Raw genomic sequence first — 17,002 nt, forward strand, 5'->3', positions numbered from 1 at the left:
ATCCTTATCGGATTGAATGGGCTGCTGAGCGGTTCCTGGAAATAGCCTCTCATTAGATCGTACCCTAAACCGACACAGGTGGACTGGTAGAGAATACCAAGGCGCTTGAGAGAACGATGTTGAAGGAACTCGGCAAAATACCTCCGTAAGTTCGCGAGAAGGAGGCCCAGTTTCTACGCAAGTATTGGCTGGGGGCACAAACCAGGGGGTGGCGACTGTTTACTAAAAACACAGGGCTCTGCGAAGTCGCAAGACGACGTATAGGGTCTGACGCCTGCCCGGTGCCTGAAGGTTAAAAGGAGGGGTGCAAGCTCTGAATTGAAGCCCAGGTAAACGGCGGCCGTAACTATAACGGTCCTAAGGTAGCGAAATTCCTTGTCGGGTAAGTTCCGACCTGCACGAATGGCGTAACGACTTCCCCGCTGTCTCCAACATCGACTCAGCGAAATTGAATTACCTGTCAAGATGCAGGTTACCCGCGGTTAGACGGAAAGACCCCGTGCACCTTTACTACAGCTTCAGACTGGTATCAGGCCAGGCATGTGCAGGATAGGTGGTAGGCTTCGAAGCGGGAACGCCAGTTCCCGTGGAGCCTCCCTTGAGATACCACCCTTGCCTCGCTTGATATCTAACCGCGGTCCGTCATCCGGATCCGGGACCCTCTGTGGCGGGTAGTTTGACTGGGGCGGTCGCCTCCTAAAGAGTAACGGAGGCGCGCGAAGGTTGGCTCAGAGCGGTCGGACATCGCTCGTTGAGTGCAATGGCAGAAGCCAGCCTGACTGCGAGACTGACAAGTCGAGCAGAGTCGAAAGACGGCCATAGTGATCCGGTGGTCCCAAGTGGGAGGGCCATCGCTCAACGGATAAAAGGTACGCCGGGGATAACAGGCTGATACTGCCCAAGAGTCCATATCGACGGCAGTGTTTGGCACCTCGATGTCGGCTCATCTCATCCTGGGGCTGGAGCAGGTCCCAAGGGTACGGCTGTTCGCCGTTTAAAGAGGTACGTGAGCTGGGTTTAGAACGTCGTGAGACAGTTCGGTCCCTATCTTCCGTGGGTGTAGGATATTTGAGAAGAGTTGCCCCTAGTACGAGAGGACCGGGGTGAACGATCCACTGGTGGACCAGTTGTCGTGCCAACGGCAGTGCTGGGTAGCTATGATCGGACAGGATAACCGCTGAAGGCATCTAAGCGGGAAGCCCCCTTCAAAACAAGATATCCCTGAGGACCGTGGTAGACCACCACGTCGATAGGCCGGAGATGTAAGCGCAGCAATGCGTTCAGTTGACCGGTACTAATTGTCCGATAGGCTTGATTTGATCCAGTAGTAGACTGAAACAAATCAATAGCATACGCACACAAAACACGAGACTTGGAACAAACGATGTGAACCCTCTCGCGCACCACAGAAACGGTGCGGGAACGCGCCTCCTTCGGAGACGCTACCTCCCGCTAACACACCTCTCTGCGCTGCGCGCAGAGAGGTGTGTTTTTTCGGTTTGGTGGTCATAGCGCAAGCAAAACACCCGGTCCCATCCCGAACCCGGCCGTTAAGTGCTGCCGCGCCAATGGTACTGCGTCTTAAGACGTGGGAGAGTAGGTCACCGCCAAACCTAATAAACACACCAAAAACTCTGTATAACGATAAAACAAACAAGCCCCTGAGCACCCGCTCAGGGGCTTGTTTGCGTCTAAAGACTGCCGTTGATCTCGATCTGGTTGCCGCTTGGATCCTCCACATACACGTGACGCAAGCCGGGGATCGCGAACTCTCCGGTGACCGAATGGCAAAGGCCCGCACGCCGAAGCCGCGCGATCACCGCGTCCAGATCCGCTACCTGAAACGCAACATGCCCGCCAATCGACGCGTTGTGCTCCAGCCCGTTGCGCCGCGCGAAACTTTCGTCCGCCGCGATCAGGTGCAAACCCGAATGGCCATCCCGCCCGTCGCCCAGAAGGGCCAGTTTGCCCGGATCGCCAGGCAGATAGTCCCGTCTGGCAGGAAACGACCAGGACGATCCCGCCATGCCAAGAGTGTCCGCGTATAAAACCGCCGTCCGCCGCACATCGCGGGCCTCAAGGTTAACGGGATCAATAGACCAACTCATGCAACACCCCCGCGTGCATAGATAAAACAAAACCCCAGTGCTCGACTGCGGGTGTCTGGTTGTTGAGCGACGAATGCGACCTGACCTTGATGTAATCGGATCGCCAGAGCGCCAGCTTGCGCCGGGCATCGCCCAGACTGTCGAACAGCTCCTGATATATAAGCTCCTCGCGCAGGCTGCCGTTGATTGCGTCGATGAAGGTAGTCTGTCTGGGCTTGCCTGAATTGATGTAGACTCCATCCATGTCGTTCTCGTTCGCCCATTTCAGGATCGCCCGGTTGGTAAACTCTGTCCCGACATTGCTGAAAATGCGGTGCGGGATGCCGTAGGCCGGACGAGCGCAACAAGATCCCGCTCCCCCCTCGACCTGAGATGCTGGTCTCAGGCATCGAACACAGCTGTCCCGGCAGCAAAAATCGTTCTCCGCCAGAATATGGAACCGTCGCGATGCCCCGAAGGTGTCGGACAACAAACCCAACGACCAGCGTTCACCTGGCCATAGATCCTTCGGCACTGGCGTCCAGGAGCCAGTTTCCGGCCTCGTCGGCGCCTGACGCCTCAGCTTCTCCTCGGTATAATAGATAGACATCTCTGTGGTTCATAATCATCCCCGTGCGTTCCATGATCACCCTGATCCGCCGACAGCCGAACCGGTGCCGCTGGGCAGCAACGGCTTTCACCTCCTTGTGGAACTCAGGGTTATCCAACGCACGATCGCGCCGGATGGTCTTGTGGTCGACACTATCGAGCTTGAGCCCGGCACTCTCGTTCTCCTGTGCCCTCAATTTGTCGGCATCAGACATCTCCAAGCCATCTGCTTCGATCTGAACATGCAAAATGAGCCTTGGTTGAGGCCGTCCCTACGGCACACCTCCGCGGTTGGCATTCCGACGTTCTGTTCCCTAGTTGTCCCGATGATCCGTGCCTCGGTGAAACGGCTTTTCGGCATCGGTTTGCTCCTTCGAAAGGCCGAGCAAACTCAACATCAGAATGAGGAAAGTTTCGGGGGCAGGTCATTGCCGGTCTGGTCCACCCCGGCCGTCGATCTGTCAGCGACGTGATCCTCACCCTTTTCGCCCCCGCACCTAGCGCGTGGCCGGGCCGCAACCTAGGTTGCCTGCAAAGGAGATCCCGATGACCAATCCGCTGCTTGCCCCCTGGACGACCCCCTTTGAGATGCCGCCCTTCGCGCATATCTCTGACGCCGATTTCGGTCCTGCCATGGACGCGGCTATTGCCGAGGGTCGCGCCGCCGTGGCGGCCATTGCCGAGAACACCGATCCGCCGACATTTGCGAATACCATTGATGCCCTGGAAACCGCGGACCGGCTTCTGGATCGGGTTGCCGGTGTCTTCTACAACCTCGCCGGGGCCGACAGCACACCGGCGCGCGAAGCGTTGCAGCGGGACCTCGCACCGAAGTTGTCGGCCTATTCATCCGAGATCACGAACAACGACCGCCTGTTCGCGCGGATCGAAACCCTCTGGCAGCAAAAGGACAGCCTCGACCTGACGCAGGAACAGGCGCGCGTGCTGATGCTGACCCGGCGCGGCTTCGTCCGCTCCGGCGCGGCGTTGACCGGTGCGGCGGCGGATCGTTTGACCGAGGTAAAGGGCCGCCTGGCGACATTGGGCACGGCGTTCAGCCAGAACCTGCTGGCGGACGAGAGGGATTGGTTCATGGATCTGTCCGAGGATGACCTGGCCGGCCTGCCGGAGTTCGTGAAGACCGCCGCCCGCGCTGCGGGGTCGGAAAGGGATCGGGCCGGTCCGGTCGTGACCCTGAACCGGTCTCTGATCGTGCCGTTCCTGCAATTTTCGCCGCGCCGTGACCTGCGGGAAAAGGCCTACGAGGCATGGGCCGCGCGGGGGGCCAATGGGGGCGAAACCGACAACCGGGCCATTGCCGCAGAAATCCTGGCCCTGCGGGAGGAACGCGCCTCGCTGCTCGGCTATGACAGCTTTGCCGACTACAAGCTGGAAACGGAAATGGCGGGCACGCCCGACAAGGTGCGCGATCTGTTGATGGAGGTCTGGCACCCTGCGCGGACCGCCGCGCTTGCGGACGCCGAGCATCTGGCCCGGATGGCCATCGCGGATGGTGTGACGGGCCCGCTGGAACCCTGGGACTGGCGCTACTACGCGGAGAAGCGGCGGCTGGAACTGCATGATCTGGATGAGGCGGAGCTGAAACCCTATTTCCAGCTCGACCGCATGATCGAGGCGGCTTTCGCCACGGCCACCCGCCTGTTCGGCCTATCGTTCAAACCACTGGATATGCCGGTCTATCACCCGGACGTGCGCGCCTGGGAGGTGACGCGCGACGGCGAACACCTGGCCGTTTTCCTTGGCGACTACTTCGCGCGGCCGTCGAAACGGTCGGGTGCCTGGTGTTCGGCGATGCGGTCGCAGTCCAACCTGGACGGGGCCACGCGGCCCATCGTGGTGAACGTCTGCAACTTCGCCAAGGGGGATCCGGCGCTTTTGTCCTATGACGACGCGCGGACGCTGTTCCATGAATTCGGCCATGCGCTGCACCAGATGCTGTCGAACGTGACCTATCCGTCGATCAGCGGGACAAGCGTGGCGCGCGACTTCGTCGAGCTTCCGTCCCAGCTTTACGAGCATTGGCTGGAGGTGCCGGAAATCCTGAGCGAATTCGCCACCCATGCCGACACGGGGGCCGCCATGCCCGACGCGCTGCGCGACAGGCTGCTGCGGGCCGCGACCTACGACATGGGCTTTGCGACGGTGGAATACGTGGCCAGCGCCTTGGTCGACCTGGCCTTTCACGATGGCCCCGCGCCAAGGGATCCGATGCAGAAACAGGCCGAGGTGCTGGAGACGATCGGCATGCCGCGCGCGATCCGCATGCGCCACGCGACGCCGCATTTCGCCCATGTCTTTTCTGGCGACGGCTATTCGTCCGGCTATTACAGCTACATGTGGTCCGAAGTGATGGACGCCGATGCCTTCGCCGCCTTCGAAGAAGCGGGCGACCCCTTTGACGCGGACCTGGCCCAAAGGTTGGAGGCCAACATCCTCTCCACCGGCGGATCCCGTGACGCGGCGGCGCTTTATACGGCCTTCCGGGGACGGCTGCCGGGGGTCGAGGCCTTGCTCAAGGGGCGGGGGCTGGACGGCAAGGCGGCTTGACGCGGCGCGCTCGGGGCTGGGGGCTTTGGGGTCTCTGCCTCGGGCCGCTTGGCCAATTCATCGCCAAGGATGGCCACCAGCGTGTCGAGGTCGATATACCGCACGGCGGGAATCGTCGTCATGTCACACTCCTTCGTTACGCGATCCCATGATACCGCCCTGACGGCTTTTGCGAAAAGTCAGGTTACCCCCACCTTGCCGGAGCCCCCATGCCCCTGACCGACGCCCAGTCCGACGCCATCATCGAAGCCGTCCGTGAAACCGCCGCCGCCGAAATCCTGCCCCGGTTCCGCAACCTGGCACCGGGCGACATCGACGCCAAATCCGCCTTTGACGACCTGGTGACCGTGGCCGACCGCGCCGCCGAAGATATGTTGACCGCACGGATCCACGCGATCCTGCCCGGCGATACCGTTGTCGGCGAAGAAGCGGTCAGCGCAGATCGGTCGATCCTGGGGAAGGTCGGGCAGGGGCGTGTGACCGTGATCGACCCGATCGACGGCACCTGGAATTTCGCGCATGGGCTGGCCAACTACGGGGTGATCGTCGCCGTGGTCGAGGATGGCGTGACCGTTTGGGGCCTGCTCTATGATCCGAACTTCGACGACTGGATCGTGGCGCATCGCGGGCAGGGCGCGGTCTATCATCGCAGGGGCACGGCACGGCGGTTGGCGACCAACCAGGACGATACCGCCTTTGGCGAGCTGCGCGGCAACACCGGCGGATATTTCTACCCGCAACACCAACAGCCCGCGATTGCCGCGACAGTTCCGCTGTTCCGTCGGAACACCAATCTGGGGGCCTCGTTGCACGAATACCGGATGCTGGCGCTCGGCGGCTCCGACTTTTGCCTGAACGGAATGCTGAACGTCTGGGATCACGCGGCGGGTGTCCTGATCCTGCGCGAGGCGGGGGGCTGTTCGCGCCTGCTGGATGGCACCGCCTATCACCCGACCATGACCGAAGGCCGCCTGTTGAACGCCCGGAACGAAGCCCTGTGGGACCGGTTGGCCCAGACGTTCAACGACGCGTTGGCTCAGGCGTAACTGACCACTTCGATCTCGATCCCTTCGGGGCCGTCGAAATAGAACCGGCGGCCCGGCTCATAGTCGGCATGGTTGTGCGGCAGGTAGCCAGCCGCGCGCACCCGTGCCTCCGTCGCGTCCAGGTCGTCGACCGTCACGCCCAGATGGTTGAGCGCCCCGTGGGTTGAATAATTGTCCGGGCCGTCGGCCACATCCGTCGCGGGCCGGTAAAGCGCGACATATCCTTGGTCGTCGCCCACATGCACCGCGCGCCCGTCCGCCAGTGCCGCGCCGGACCAACGCACGCGCCAATCCAGCAGATCGCAAAGCGTCGCGGCCACCGCATCAGGGTCGCGGACGGTCATGTTGAGGTGTTCCAATCGGGCCATGGCGGCCTCCTGTTTTGAGGTTGACCCGCGCCTTGTCGGACCTCAACCCTGGTCGAGGTCAAGAAGGAAATGCGATGCTACCCAGGGAACTTTCGATCGGTCAGATGGCCACGCGCACCGGCCTGACGGTCAGCCAGATCCGGTTCTACGAGAAAAAGGGCCTGATTGCGCCGCCCCGGAATGCGGGCGGACAGCGGCGGTTTCCCAGGGCAGAGCTCCGTCGCCTGGCCTTCATCCGCATCGCTCAGCGGCTGGGCCTGTCGTTGCGGCGCATCGCGGCGGCGCTCGGCCCACCGGGGGACCGTCCCCCGTCGCCTGCGGAATGGGCCGCGATTGCCCAAGGGATGCATGCGGATCTGACAGAACGGATCGACCAGATGACCCGGTTGCGGGACATGCTTGGCGGCTGCATCGGGTGCGGCTGCCTGTCGATGGATCACTGCGCGTTGTATAATCCCGACGACGTGAAGGCGGCCGAGGGACCGGGCGCCCGGAACGTCGAATGATTATTCCCGGACTTCGCCAGGGGTCACCCCCCATAGATGCGCCGTCTGGGCCCAACCTTCGGCGTCCTCCACCTCCAGCTTGCACCATTCGCCGTTACAGCTTCCCAGCCAGGCCACCACACCGGGTTCCAGCCGGGCAGATGGCGGGGCCTCGTCGTTCGGACGCCGCCGCAGCACGACCTCCGAGCCTTCGATCAGGACGGTGCGATTGCCCGACAGCAGCGAATAATGCATCCAGCCACCCGCGCCTTCGCGGTCCTGCACGCGGCGCCAATGGCCGTATTCGGCAACGATGCGCAACGGCATGTGCCGACGCTTGAACACCCAGTCGATGCGATGCGTGCTGGACGGTCCCCGCCGGGCATAGCCTTCGGCAGCTTTCATCGACACATAGCGCGGCAGCGGCAGGTTGGTCACCGGCCCCCGGTCCTGCGCGGCAGCAATGCCACCAAGGAATAGCCCTGCGACCAACGTCGCGAGAATCAGCATGATGCGCATGGACTGCCCCGCCCGAAGTTGCCTCTGCGCGGGATCTGTCGCCCCTTGCGCGTGGGGCACAGGATGCCATCATGGCGCGGCCAAGTGAAAGCGAAAGGGTGTGTTCCGTGCCAACAAGCCGCCTGAGTGTTGTCGTCACGCGACGCCTGCCCGAACCGGTCGAGACCCGCATGCGGGAGCTGTTCGACGTCCGCCTGAGCGACAGCGAGCACCCCATGTCCCGCGACCAGATCGCCGCCGCCATGCAAGAGGCGGATATCCTGGTGCCCACGATCACCGACAAGATCGACGCGCCGATGCTTGGCATGGCGGGCGAGCGGCTGAAATTGATTGCGAACTACGGGGCCGGGGTCGATCATATCGACGTGGCCACGGCGCGGCAGCGGGGCATCCTGGTGTCGAACACACCCGGTGTCCTGACCGAGGACACGGCGGACATCGCCATGGCCCTGATCCTGGCCACCGCGCGGCGGATGGCCGAGGGAATCGCACAGATGCGCGACGGCGTCTGGGAAGGCTGGGCCCCCGAGGCATTGCTGGGCATGCGTCTGCGCGGCAAGCGGCTGGGCATCCTGGGCATGGGGCGCATCGGTCAGGCGCTGGCGCGACGGGCGCAGGCCTTCGGCATGTCCGTGCATTACCACAACCGCCGCCGCCTGCATGCCGGGTTGGAGGAGCCGTTGGAGGCGACCTATTGGGAAAGCCTCGACCAGATGGTGTCCCGCGTCGATGTCCTGTCCATCAACGCGCCCCACACACCGGCCAGCTTTCATTTGCTGAACGCCCGACGTCTCAAGCTGATGAAGCCCACGGCGGTGATCGTGAACACGTCACGCGGAGAGGTGGTGGATGAAAACGCCCTGACCCGGATGCTGCGCGCCGGGGAACTGGCCGGTGCGGGGCTGGATGTCTACGAGCGGGGCCAGGGCGTGAACCCCCGCCTGCGCGAGCTGCCGAATGTCGTCCTGCTGCCGCACATGGGCTCCGCCACGCGCGAGGCCCGGTTGGAGATGGGCGAGCGGGTGCTGGTCAACATGCAGACCTTCGCCGACGGGCACCGCCCGCCCGATCAGGTGGTGCCTTCGATGCTCTAGCGGGGATCAGGATTTTCGAAAATCCTGATCAAATCCTTCGAAGGATTTGATTACTCGATCAGCCGCAGCGCGCCGCGATTGCAGAAGATCACGATCTGCCCTTCGTTCTCGACCGCGCGAAACCCCCTCCGCCGCAGCTCCGCCTCGAACCGTGTGCGTCCGACGATCCGCTCCATATCTGACGATTTGCGTCGCACCACGCCCCCGTCGATCGCGGCCTTGGCCGAGAACAGATGCCGCAGCCAGGCCTCTGGCTGAACGATGGACGGGGGCAGGACGGCGCGGGGCATGGCCCCACCCCAACCGATTCCGGTTAAGAAATCGTCAATCGGCCAGAAAGGCGTGGAGTTCGTCCAGATCGACCTCGCCCAGGGGCATCTTGTTGTCGGGGTTGTCGAAGTCATAGCGGAACAGGTGGAAATCCTGATGGTAGATCTCCTTGACCAGGTGCATCGACAGGTCGTCGAAATAGGCCGACATGGGATGCGCCCGCTTCGGCCCATGGCCCTCGCTCTCGTTGAAGCGGGGCACGGCGGCCAGATCGACGGGCACCGGCGTCTCGATATGGTCGAGCACGACCTGCATCCCCTCGTTGAACCGTTCGGTGAAGACGACGTGATCATAACGCCCGCCATTGGCGACGAAGGTGCCGATATGGCCCGACATGGCGGACCAATGGATGTCCGGGTCCATCGGCTTGCGGAACCGGATGGTGTCGCGCGCGAACAAAAGAAACCGTCGGAAGGACGCGATCTGATCGAACTGGAACCCATCGTCGGGCGTGCCGACCTCCACCCCGTATTTCTCCATCAGCATCGGCACCATGTTCCCGCGATAGCGCTTGCCGTTGCGCTGAATCCCCGCGATCTTGTCGAAGAACGATGACAGCACCCGCGCATAGGGGTTGCGCACGCAGGTAAAGGCATAGCTGCGATGGGCGCGGACATTGGCCTCGATCAGGGGTTTGCTGTCTTCCTGGTTCCACTTGTGCAGGCCGGCCTTGCTGTCGTGGATGTCACCGTCAAAGAACCGCCCGTGGTCGGAATAGAACAGGATCTGTCCGATCGATGAACAGGCGCATTTCGGCACCACGCGATAGACGGTGCTTTCGCTTTCGGTCATCCATGTTCCGGGAAAGCCCATCGTACCCTCGCAACCCAATTGGGCCCATCAAAGCCCGAATGCGCTGTTTCTTCAACGCGGCCTTGTCGGTATTGCGGAAGGGGTGTGACGCAAAAGGGGTATCCCACCGACCATGGCCAAGATCGCCTTTCTGCTGCTGTGCCACAAGGATCCGGTCGCTATCGTGCGGCAGGCGCGCGGCCTGGTGGCGGCGGGCGACTATGTTGCCATCCACTTCGACGCCCGCGCCCCGGCCGAGGATTTCGCGCAGATCACCCAAGGCGTCGCCGAGGAGCCGAACATCCTGGTCTGCGACAAGCGGGTCAAGGGCGGCTGGGGGCAATGGTCGCTGGTGCAGGCGACGCTGAACACGGCCCGCGCGGCAGAACGGACGTTCCCGCAGGCCTCTCATTTCTACATGCTGTCGGGCGACTGCCGGCCGATCAAATCCGCCGAACACGCCCATGCCGTGCTGGACGCCCGCGATGTGGATTACATCGAAAGCGTGGATTTCTTCGCCTCCGACTGGATCAAGACCGGAATGAAAGAGGACCGGTTGTTCTATCGCCACCTCGTCAATGAGCGAGAGCACAAGGCGTTGTTCTACAGGCTGCTCGACTGGCAGAAACGCCTGGGGCTGTCCCGTCAGCCGCCGGCGGACATCAACGTGATGATCGGGTCGCAATGGTGGTGCCTGCGGCGCGCCACCCTCCAGTCGGTCCTGGCGTTCTGTGCCGCGCGGCGCGACGTGCTGCGTTTCTTTTCAACGACATGGATCCCGGACGAGACCTTCTTTCAGACGTTGGTACGCCACCTGGTCCCCCGCGATCAGATCGACAGCCGCACGCAGACATTCCTGATGTTCACCGACTACGGAATGCCCGCGACATTCCATGACGATCACTACGATCTGCTGCTGGGGCAGGATTATCTGTTTGCCCGCAAGATCTCGCCCGAGGCCGCGACGCTGCGGGACAGGTTGGAGACGCTGTGGACCTCTGGCCGCCGCGATCTGCCGGATGTGGGGGATGGGCGCAAAGTGATCGCCTATCTGACCGCGCGCGGGCGGGCAGGGCGCCGATTCGCCCGCCGCGCCTGGGAGGCGCAGGCCAAGTTGGACCGGGGCCAGGAGTTGATCGTTCTGGTCAGCAAGCGGCATGGCGTCGCCCGGCGATTGGCACAGCGCCTGCGCGAGGAACGTGTCCTGCCCGCGCTGGGCTACATCTTCGAAGAGCCAGAGGCGGATCTGCCCGACCTCGGCGGGGTGGCCACGACGCTGGACAAGCGCAATCGGCACCGGCGGGCGTTCCTGCGTCTGCTGTTCCATCGCCTCGCCACCAACCGGTTGGCGATCTGCCTCGATCCGGCGCTGTTCGGCCTGTTGCAGGATGCGCACGGCAGCGATGCCACCGTGAAGACCCTGATCCTGGACAGCGCCCCCACCGCCGAGGAACTGCGCGCCCAGGCCGAGGCGATGGGCCTCGCAGGGCCCGACACGCCGGACGCCACCCTCGATCAGACGTTGCCGGTCCTGGCGCGCGACCTGGCGCAGGAAACCCGCCGCATCCGCGAGGCGGACCTGCCCCATGTCCACACCCTTCGCGCCGAAGATCCGGTGCACGAAGCGGCCGCGACACTCTTCAACGTCTTTGGCTGTGATCCCCGGATCGCGATGGCCCTGGCCCAAACCCCCAACCTGTTCGACGACTGACCTGACGGAGCGCCCATGGCCTATACCTACGACGACCAGAACATCTTCGCGAAAATCCTGCGCGGCGAGATCCCCAACGACACCGTGATGGAGACGGCGCATACGCTGGCCTTCAACGACATCACACCGCAGGCCCCGGTGCATGTGCTGGTGATCCCCAAGGGGCCATACGTGACCTACGACCATTTCTGCGCCGAGGCGTCGGATGTGGAACTGGTCGATTTCGCCCGCACCGTGGCCGCGATCTGTGCCGACCGCGGCGTGACGGCGGATACCTCCCCCGGCTTCCGCGCGATCAGCAACGCAGGCGACCATGCCGTGCAGGAGGTGCCGCATTTCCACATGCACCTGCTGGGCGGGCGGCCCCTTGGGCGGATGTTGGCCAGGGCCTGAGGCGGGGGATCAGGATTTTCGAAAATCCTGATCAAATCCTTCGAAGGATTTGACCGCCCGGCGGCCAGTCTAGCGCATCAGCCAATCAAAGGCGCGCGCCAGCGCGGCATGCGCCTCACTGGTCACAGGATCGCCATGGGCCATGACGATTGCCTCGGCGGGCCAGTCCAGCACCTGCGCCAGCGCCGCGCGTGCCGCCCTGCGATCTCCGAAGGCCAGGCGAAACTTGCGCGGCACCTGCGGCGCGGCCCCGACCATCAGGTCCAGCCGTGCCACCACCGCCCGCCAGCCACGGTGGTAACCGGGCGGGAACTGCTGCAGCAGATCGGTAAACAGGACCGTGCCGCTCGGTCGGTGCAGAAACACTGCCTCTGTCGCGATCCGGTTGCCGGGCACCACCACGTGGTCCAACGCCCCGGCCCAGGCCACCACCGGCGCGCCCAGCGCGGTGAACGCCAGATCGGGCCGTTTGCGGGCCAATGGCGCGACGGCGTGGACCTGCGCGTCCGGCCAAAGGCCGCGCGCCTCATCCAGCCACAGGTGATGCAGGTCGTTGGGCGCGATCAGGTGGCGCACCGGCCCCAGGGCATCTATCTCGCTCCGCAGGCCCTCCGACATCGCCACCGGCGACCACAGCGCCAGCCCCTCGTCCAGCCGCAAGACCGCCATCCGCGTCGGATAGCGAAAGCCCAACGTCGAAACGGTCGGCCCCTCGGCCAACCAGACGCCGGGACGAAAGGAAACCAGGTCAGCCATCGTCGCTGTCGGGGATCGGCAGCGCGCCGCCCACCTTGGTCTGACGCAGGATGAAGTTGGTATTGGCGTTGCGCACCACGCCCAGCCGCAGGATCCGTTTCATGATGAAAGCCTCCAGCCCCTCCGGGTCGCGGGCAGCGACCTTCAGCACGAAATCCGCATCCCCGGTGATCGAGGCGCATTCGATCACCTGATCGTCTTCGGCCACGAAGTCCGAGAACGTCCGCACCGTCGCCTCCGCATGGTCGGTTAGCGAGACATGGACATAGGCAAAGGCCCGCAGGCCCAGCTTGCGCCCGTCCAGAACGGCGGCATAGCGGGTGATGATGCCCGCCTCTTCCAGCCGTTTCATCCGTCGCCAGCAGGGCGAAGGCGACAGCCCCACGGCCTCCGACACCTCCTGCGTGCTGGCGCGGCCATCGCGTTGCAGGTGGGCCAGGATCTTGCGTTCATAGGTGTCGAGAATGATCTTACCTCCTTTGGCGGATTAACGGGTAAATTCTACCTGGATCAAACCATCCACCGTGTCATTCGGCAAGATTTTCGTGTGGGCGGGCGTCCATCCTGTCTGGCAGGAGGACCCGCCATGCCCAAATCCACTGCCTATCTTGCCAAGATCCCCGACGCGCGGGGGCACATCGCCTATGCCGCCGAGGAAGACGCCGTCTGGGCCGATCTCTTCGCGCGGCAGATGCCCGCCGTGCGCCGCCATGCGGCGCGAGCCTACCTGGACGGCCACGCCCGTCTGGACCTGCCCGCCGACCGGGTGCCGCAATGCACCGAGGTCTCCGCCCGACTGCGTGATCTCACCGGCTGGCAGGTGGCTCCGGTCCCCGCGCTGATCGGTTTCCGGCAATTCTTCGGCATGCTGGCCGACCGGACCTTTCCCGCTGCGTCGTTCATCCGGTCGCGGGCGCATTTCGACTACATCGAAGAGCCGGACATCTTCCACGAGATCTTCGGCCACACACCGCTGTTGACCGACCCCCGCTTTGCCGCCTTCAGTCAGACAATCGGCCGGGCGGGCGTGGCCTGCGGCCCCGGTGACCACGTCTGGCTGATCCGGCTTTATTGGTTCACCATCGAATTCGGCCTGTTGCGCGAGGGGAGCAGCGTCAAGGCGCTTGGCTCCGGTCTCGCCTCCTCGCCCACCGAACTGGTCCATTCGGTCGAGGCGGAGGCGGTGGATCGACGGCCCTTCGATGTGATCGACATCCTCCGCACGCCCTACCGGATCGACATCCACCAGCCGGTCTATTTCGTTCTGGACCGCGCGGATCAACTGTTCGAGGCTGCCGACCGCGACCTGTTGGCGGATATCCGGCTGGCCCGCGCGCTGGGCCTGCATGCGCCCCGCTTTGCGCCCAAGGCGGAGGCGAGCTGATGGCGGATGTCTGCGACCTGACCTGCACCACCTGCCGGGCCGACGCCCCGACGCTGGACCGCGCCACGGCAGAGACGACCCTGGCACAATTGCACCCGGATTGGACCCTGTCGGAAGATGGCGGCACCCTGGTGCGGGACCTGCGGTTCAAGGGCTTTGCCAAGGCCAGCCATGCGGCCAGCCTGGCGGCGTTCATCAGCGACCAGCAGGGGCACCACGCCGACATCGCCTTTGGCTGGGGCTATTGCCGGGTCACCTGGACCTCGCACGAGGCCGGCGGGCTGACCGAGAACGATGTGATCTGTGCGGCCCGCCTGGATCGCGCCTTGGCGTAACGGACCCTTGCGAGGCGCGCGCAAGGCGACCAGATTGCAGGGATGCTGCGCATTCTCCTGCTTTGGCCCCTCGTGGCTTTCGCCCTGACCTTCCTGCTGCCCGTCGCCTTGGCGGGACTGTGGTGGACGGCACAGGACCGGCCCGATACCTGGCGGTCCGCCGATTGGGGACCGTCTGGCCTGCTGCCCGCAGCCGAGGCGGTCCGGCCCGCGACCATTCACGTCCTGGCGGCCCGGACCGGCGGTCCCAAGGGCGCGGTATCGGTGCATTCCTGGCTGGTCTGGAAGGCCGAAGGGGCCACGCGCTGGACCCGGGCCGAGGTCGTGGGCTGGGGTCGCCCGGTGCGTCGTGACGCCTACGCGCCCGATGCGCGGTGGTATTCCAACGATCCCTGGATCGTCGGCTCGGTCCAGGGGGATGCGGCCTCCAGCCTGATCCCGGCGGTCGAGGATGCCGTGGCGGCTTATCCCTGGGGCGATCGCGGCGACTATGTGATCTGGCCGGGGCCGAACTCCAACACCTTCGTGGCGCATGTCCTGCGCGAGGTGCCGGCGCTGGGCCTGACCCTGCCGCCCCACGCGGTCGGGCGGGACTGGACGGGGCCGGGCGTGAACGCGCAGCAAGACGAGGGTGGCGATCTGCACCTCAGCTGGAACGGGCTCGCCGGGCTGTCGCTCGGGCCGCGCACGGGGGTGGAAATGCACCTGCTGGGGCAGGCGTTCGGGCTGGACCTGCTGCGGCCTGCGGTCAAGTTGCCGGGGATCGGACGGATCGGAACGCCTGCCACCTGAGGCATCAGGATTTTGGAAAATCCTGATCAGATCCTTCGAAGGATCTGATCCCCGTCGCGACCAAAGCGCCCCCTGTCGGGAATCGCGTTGCGCCGCCGCCGCCCTCCGTCTACGGCTGCGGGGGACGACGCCCCCGCGCGGGGCCGGACAGGTGGCCAGGGCCCCACCGACCCAGACCGGGGGCGGGGCGCGGCATCGTCACTGACCCGGCGCTTCCGGGGGCGGCCCTCGCTGACGAAAGGCCTGCCCATGCGTATTCTGATTCCGCTTCTGTTTCTCGCCGGGCCCGCGCAGGCGCATACCGGGCATCTGGGCACCTTGGGGGGGCATGACCACTGGGTTCTCGGCGTGGGGCTGGGCGTGATCGCCGGGGCCGCGGTGCTGGGGTGGCTCAAGGGTGGCAAATCCAAGGACGAAGACGCCACCGAGGACGAGGCCCCTGAAGAGGAGGAGCAGCCCGCATGACGACCGCCCCCAAAACCGGCGTGATGATCTGCGGCCACGGGTCGCGGTCGCAATCCGCCGTCGATGAATTCGCGACCCTGGCGGACAAGCTGCCCGCCCTGCTGCCGCGCGACTGGATCGTCGACTACGGCTATCTGGAGTTCGCGAACCCCGTGATCCGGGATGGCCTGGACCGCCTGCGCGATGCGGGGTGTGACCGGATCCTGGCGGTGCCGGGCATGCTGTTCGCGGCAATGCACGCCAAGAACGACATCCCGACCGTGCTGAACACCTATGCCGCGCAGCATGAGGTGGATATTTCATACGGGCGCGAATTGGGGGTCGACCCCAAGATGATCGCCGCCGCTGCGGCCCGGATCGAAGACGCGCTTGCTGCTGCCGATACCGATACCCCGGTCGCGCGCCACGACACCTGCCTTGTGGTGATCGGGCGCGGGGCCTCGGACCCCGACGCGAACGGCAACGTCGCCAAGATCGCGCGGATGCTGCACGAAGGCCTGGGCTTCGGCTGGCTGGAGGTCGGATATTCCGGCGTCACCTTCCCGCTGGTCGAACCCTGCCTGAGCCATGCGGCCCGGCTGGGCTACAAGCGGATCGTGGTGTTCCCCTATTTCCTGTTCTCCGGCATCCTGATCGACCGCATTTACGGCTTCACCGATCAGGTCGCCGCCGCGCATCCTGATATCGCCTTCGTCAAGGCGGGCTATCTCGGCGATCACCCCAAGGTCCTGGAAACCTTTGCCGAACGCATTCTGGAACAGGCCGGGGCCAACCCGCCGCCGAACTGCGGGCTCTGCGCCTATCGCACGCAGGTTCTGGCGCTCGACAAGGGAGAGACACGCCGGATCACGCCCGAAGACCGCCAGCACCCGGCGTTCGGCGATGTGCCGCCGCCGACCTGCGTGTTGTGCAAGTACCGCGTGCAGGTCCTGGGCTTCGAGGGGGAGCTGGGGGCGGTTCAGGAAAGCCACCACCACCACGTCGAGGGGCAGGGCGCCAGCGCCCCCGGTTCCAACGTGGCGGATTGCGCGCTGTGCGATCACTTCTGCACCGGGATGTGCCGGTTGGAGGCACAGGCGCATCAGCACGGCCATCACCACCACCACGGTGACCACGGCCACCATCACCATCACGGTGATGACGGTCACCATCATCACCACGATCACGGCCACCACCACGCGCCCTATCCCCACGCCGACCACCCGCACGGCCCGGAATCGGCGCGAAAGGCCAAAGCATGATCCATCCCCGTCCCTTTGCGGAGGCCG

The 17,002-nt window shown here is 64.4% G+C and carries 18 protein-coding genes, 2 rRNA genes and 2 pseudogenes (1 of these 22 only partly in view); 13 read left to right on the plus strand and 9 right to left on the minus strand.

The features are described from left to right. Together K3551_RS04365 and rrf are read left to right on the plus strand one after the other, a co-directional pair. Nucleotides 1–1,319: ribosomal RNA gene (locus tag K3551_RS04365) — 23S ribosomal RNA — on the plus strand (it extends 1,512 nt beyond the left edge of the window). A gap of 179 nt (nt 1,320–1,498) precedes the next feature. After that, nucleotides 1,499–1,613 (plus strand): 5S ribosomal RNA (gene rrf / locus K3551_RS04370). A gap of 78 nt (nt 1,614–1,691) precedes the next feature. On the opposite strand, the gene K3551_RS04375 is transcribed toward rrf, so the two are convergent. Then, nucleotides 1,692–2,108 carry a VOC family protein gene (locus K3551_RS04375; RefSeq protein WP_259916961.1) on the minus strand — a complete coding sequence of 139 codons (417 nt, stop codon included), beginning with the start codon at nt 2,106–2,108 and terminating at the stop codon, nt 1,692–1,694. 49 nt (nt 2,109–2,157) lie between these two features. Next, nucleotides 2,158–3,057 (minus strand): annotated as a pseudogene (locus K3551_RS04380) (integrase core domain-containing protein); the annotation flags it as partial. Between the two features lie 185 nt (nt 3,058–3,242). On the opposite strand from K3551_RS04380, the gene K3551_RS04385 reads away from it, so the two are divergent. Further along, nucleotides 3,243–5,264, plus strand: coding sequence for a M3 family metallopeptidase (locus K3551_RS04385; RefSeq protein WP_259918001.1), 2,022 nt, complete (start codon nt 3,243–3,245; stop codon nt 5,262–5,264). A 209-nt stretch (nt 5,265–5,473) separates the two neighbouring features. Further along, on the plus strand, nt 5,474–6,310 hold the full coding sequence (locus K3551_RS04390) for an inositol monophosphatase (RefSeq protein ID WP_259918003.1): 837 nt from the start codon (nt 5,474–5,476) through the stop codon (nt 6,308–6,310). On the opposite strand, the gene K3551_RS04395 is transcribed toward K3551_RS04390, so the two are convergent. Further along, entirely contained in the window at nt 6,301–6,678 is a 378-nt protein-coding gene (locus K3551_RS04395) for a VOC family protein (protein WP_259918005.1), read from the minus strand. The genes K3551_RS04390 and K3551_RS04395 overlap by 10 nt on opposite strands. A 74-nt stretch (nt 6,679–6,752) precedes the next feature. On the opposite strand from K3551_RS04395, the gene soxR reads away from it, so the two are divergent. After that, nucleotides 6,753–7,184, plus strand: coding sequence for a redox-sensitive transcriptional activator SoxR (gene soxR, locus K3551_RS04400; protein ID WP_259918007.1), 432 nt, complete (start codon nt 6,753–6,755; stop codon nt 7,182–7,184). On the opposite strand, the gene K3551_RS04405 is transcribed toward soxR, so the two are convergent. Beyond that, nucleotides 7,185–7,682, minus strand: a complete 498-nt coding sequence (locus K3551_RS04405) for an SH3 domain-containing protein (RefSeq protein ID WP_259918009.1) — start codon at nt 7,680–7,682, stop codon at nt 7,185–7,187. Nucleotides 7,683–7,789: 107 nt separating this feature from the next. Between K3551_RS04405 and K3551_RS04410 the strand changes: the two genes are divergently transcribed. Further along, nucleotides 7,790–8,776, plus strand: coding sequence for a D-glycerate dehydrogenase (locus K3551_RS04410; protein WP_259918011.1), 987 nt, complete (start codon nt 7,790–7,792; stop codon nt 8,774–8,776). A 50-nt stretch (nt 8,777–8,826) separates the two neighbouring features. Here K3551_RS04410 and K3551_RS04415 read toward each other — a convergent pair whose 3' ends face one another. Beyond that, a complete protein-coding gene (locus K3551_RS04415) occupies nt 8,827–9,066 on the minus strand; it encodes an N-(5'-phosphoribosyl)anthranilate isomerase (RefSeq protein WP_259918012.1) in 240 nt (79 codons plus the stop codon). Nucleotides 9,067–9,100: 34 nt separating this feature from the next. Then, nucleotides 9,101–9,919, minus strand: a complete 819-nt coding sequence (locus K3551_RS04420; protein ID WP_259918014.1) for a sulfotransferase family protein — start codon at nt 9,917–9,919, stop codon at nt 9,101–9,103. Nucleotides 9,920–10,031: 112 nt separating this feature from the next. On the opposite strand from K3551_RS04420, the gene K3551_RS04425 reads away from it, so the two are divergent. Continuing rightward, nucleotides 10,032–11,609: a beta-1,6-N-acetylglucosaminyltransferase gene (locus K3551_RS04425; protein ID WP_259918016.1), complete on the plus strand. Its 1,578-nt coding sequence runs from the start codon at nt 10,032–10,034 to the stop codon at nt 11,607–11,609. A gap of 15 nt (nt 11,610–11,624) precedes the next feature. Next, entirely contained in the window at nt 11,625–12,002 is a 378-nt protein-coding gene (locus K3551_RS04430) for an HIT domain-containing protein (RefSeq protein ID WP_259918018.1), read from the plus strand. 69 nt (nt 12,003–12,071) lie between these two features. Here K3551_RS04430 and K3551_RS04435 read toward each other — a convergent pair whose 3' ends face one another. The 3 genes and pseudogenes from K3551_RS04435 to K3551_RS19920 all read right to left on the minus strand — a co-directional run. Then, complete coding sequence (locus K3551_RS04435; RefSeq protein ID WP_259918019.1) at nt 12,072–12,758, minus strand: DUF4336 domain-containing protein; 687 nt, start codon at nt 12,756–12,758, stop codon at nt 12,072–12,074. Further along, nucleotides 12,751–13,110, minus strand: coding sequence for an Lrp/AsnC family transcriptional regulator (locus K3551_RS04440; RefSeq protein WP_259918022.1), 360 nt, complete (start codon nt 13,108–13,110; stop codon nt 12,751–12,753). Before K3551_RS04440 ends, K3551_RS04435 begins: the two co-directional genes overlap by 8 nt. Before the next feature lie 27 nt (nt 13,111–13,137). After that, nucleotides 13,138–13,227, minus strand: a pseudogene (locus K3551_RS19920) (AsnC family transcriptional regulator); the annotation flags it as partial. A gap of 117 nt (nt 13,228–13,344) precedes the next feature. On the opposite strand from K3551_RS19920, the gene phhA reads away from it, so the two are divergent. The 5 genes from phhA to K3551_RS04470 all read left to right on the plus strand — a co-directional run bounded on the left by phhA (nt 13,345) and on the right by K3551_RS04470 (nt 16,975). After that, nucleotides 13,345–14,142, plus strand: coding sequence for a phenylalanine 4-monooxygenase (phhA, locus tag K3551_RS04450; protein ID WP_259918023.1), 798 nt, complete (start codon nt 13,345–13,347; stop codon nt 14,140–14,142). After that, on the plus strand, nt 14,142–14,477 hold the full coding sequence (locus K3551_RS04455; RefSeq protein WP_259918025.1) for a 4a-hydroxytetrahydrobiopterin dehydratase: 336 nt from the start codon (nt 14,142–14,144) through the stop codon (nt 14,475–14,477). The genes phhA and K3551_RS04455 overlap by 1 nt, the downstream gene beginning before the upstream one ends. Before the next feature lie 42 nt (nt 14,478–14,519). Next, entirely contained in the window at nt 14,520–15,269 is a 750-nt protein-coding gene (locus K3551_RS04460; protein WP_259918027.1) for a DUF3750 domain-containing protein, read from the plus strand. Between the two features lie 249 nt (nt 15,270–15,518). Then, entirely contained in the window at nt 15,519–15,734 is a 216-nt protein-coding gene (locus K3551_RS04465; RefSeq protein ID WP_259918028.1) for a DUF6732 family protein, read from the plus strand. Further along, nucleotides 15,731–16,975, plus strand: a complete 1,245-nt coding sequence (locus K3551_RS04470; RefSeq protein ID WP_259918030.1) for a sirohydrochlorin chelatase — start codon at nt 15,731–15,733, stop codon at nt 16,973–16,975. The genes K3551_RS04465 and K3551_RS04470 overlap by 4 nt, the downstream gene beginning before the upstream one ends. The last annotated feature ends 27 nt before the right edge of the window (nt 16,976–17,002 follow it).

Origin of the sequence: Jannaschia sp. M317, from assembly GCF_025141175.1 — a bacterium.
Lineage (GTDB): Bacteria > Pseudomonadota > Alphaproteobacteria > Rhodobacterales > Rhodobacteraceae > Jannaschia.

Bases quoted from the DNA above. Each gene is read 5' to 3' on its own strand.
- K3551_RS04375 (WP_259916961.1), bottom strand. From the start codon at position 2,108: ATGAGTTGGTCTATTGATCCCGTTAACCTTGAGGCCCGCGATGTGCGG.
- K3551_RS04385 (WP_259918001.1), top strand. From the start codon at position 3,243: ATGACCAATCCGCTGCTTGCCCCCTGGACGACCCCCTTTGAGATGCCG.
- K3551_RS04390 (WP_259918003.1), top strand. From the start codon at position 5,474: ATGCCCCTGACCGACGCCCAGTCCGACGCCATCATCGAAGCCGTCCGT.
- K3551_RS04395 (WP_259918005.1), bottom strand. From the start codon at position 6,678: ATGGCCCGATTGGAACACCTCAACATGACCGTCCGCGACCCTGATGCG.
- soxR (WP_259918007.1), top strand. From the start codon at position 6,753: ATGCTACCCAGGGAACTTTCGATCGGTCAGATGGCCACGCGCACCGGC.
- K3551_RS04405 (WP_259918009.1), bottom strand. From the start codon at position 7,682: ATGCGCATCATGCTGATTCTCGCGACGTTGGTCGCAGGGCTATTCCTT.
- K3551_RS04415 (WP_259918012.1), bottom strand. From the start codon at position 9,066: ATGCCCCGCGCCGTCCTGCCCCCGTCCATCGTTCAGCCAGAGGCCTGG.
- K3551_RS04420 (WP_259918014.1), bottom strand. From the start codon at position 9,919: ATGGGCTTTCCCGGAACATGGATGACCGAAAGCGAAAGCACCGTCTAT.
- K3551_RS04425 (WP_259918016.1), top strand. From the start codon at position 10,032: ATGGCCAAGATCGCCTTTCTGCTGCTGTGCCACAAGGATCCGGTCGCT.
- K3551_RS04430 (WP_259918018.1), top strand. From the start codon at position 11,625: ATGGCCTATACCTACGACGACCAGAACATCTTCGCGAAAATCCTGCGC.
- K3551_RS04435 (WP_259918019.1), bottom strand. From the start codon at position 12,758: ATGGCTGACCTGGTTTCCTTTCGTCCCGGCGTCTGGTTGGCCGAGGGG.
- K3551_RS04440 (WP_259918022.1), bottom strand. From the start codon at position 13,110: ATGAAACGGCTGGAAGAGGCGGGCATCATCACCCGCTATGCCGCCGTT.
- phhA (WP_259918023.1), top strand. From the start codon at position 13,345: ATGCCCAAATCCACTGCCTATCTTGCCAAGATCCCCGACGCGCGGGGG.
- K3551_RS04455 (WP_259918025.1), top strand. From the start codon at position 14,142: ATGGCGGATGTCTGCGACCTGACCTGCACCACCTGCCGGGCCGACGCC.
- K3551_RS04460 (WP_259918027.1), top strand. From the start codon at position 14,520: ATGCTGCGCATTCTCCTGCTTTGGCCCCTCGTGGCTTTCGCCCTGACC.
- K3551_RS04465 (WP_259918028.1), top strand. From the start codon at position 15,519: ATGCGTATTCTGATTCCGCTTCTGTTTCTCGCCGGGCCCGCGCAGGCG.
- K3551_RS04470 (WP_259918030.1), top strand. From the start codon at position 15,731: ATGACGACCGCCCCCAAAACCGGCGTGATGATCTGCGGCCACGGGTCG.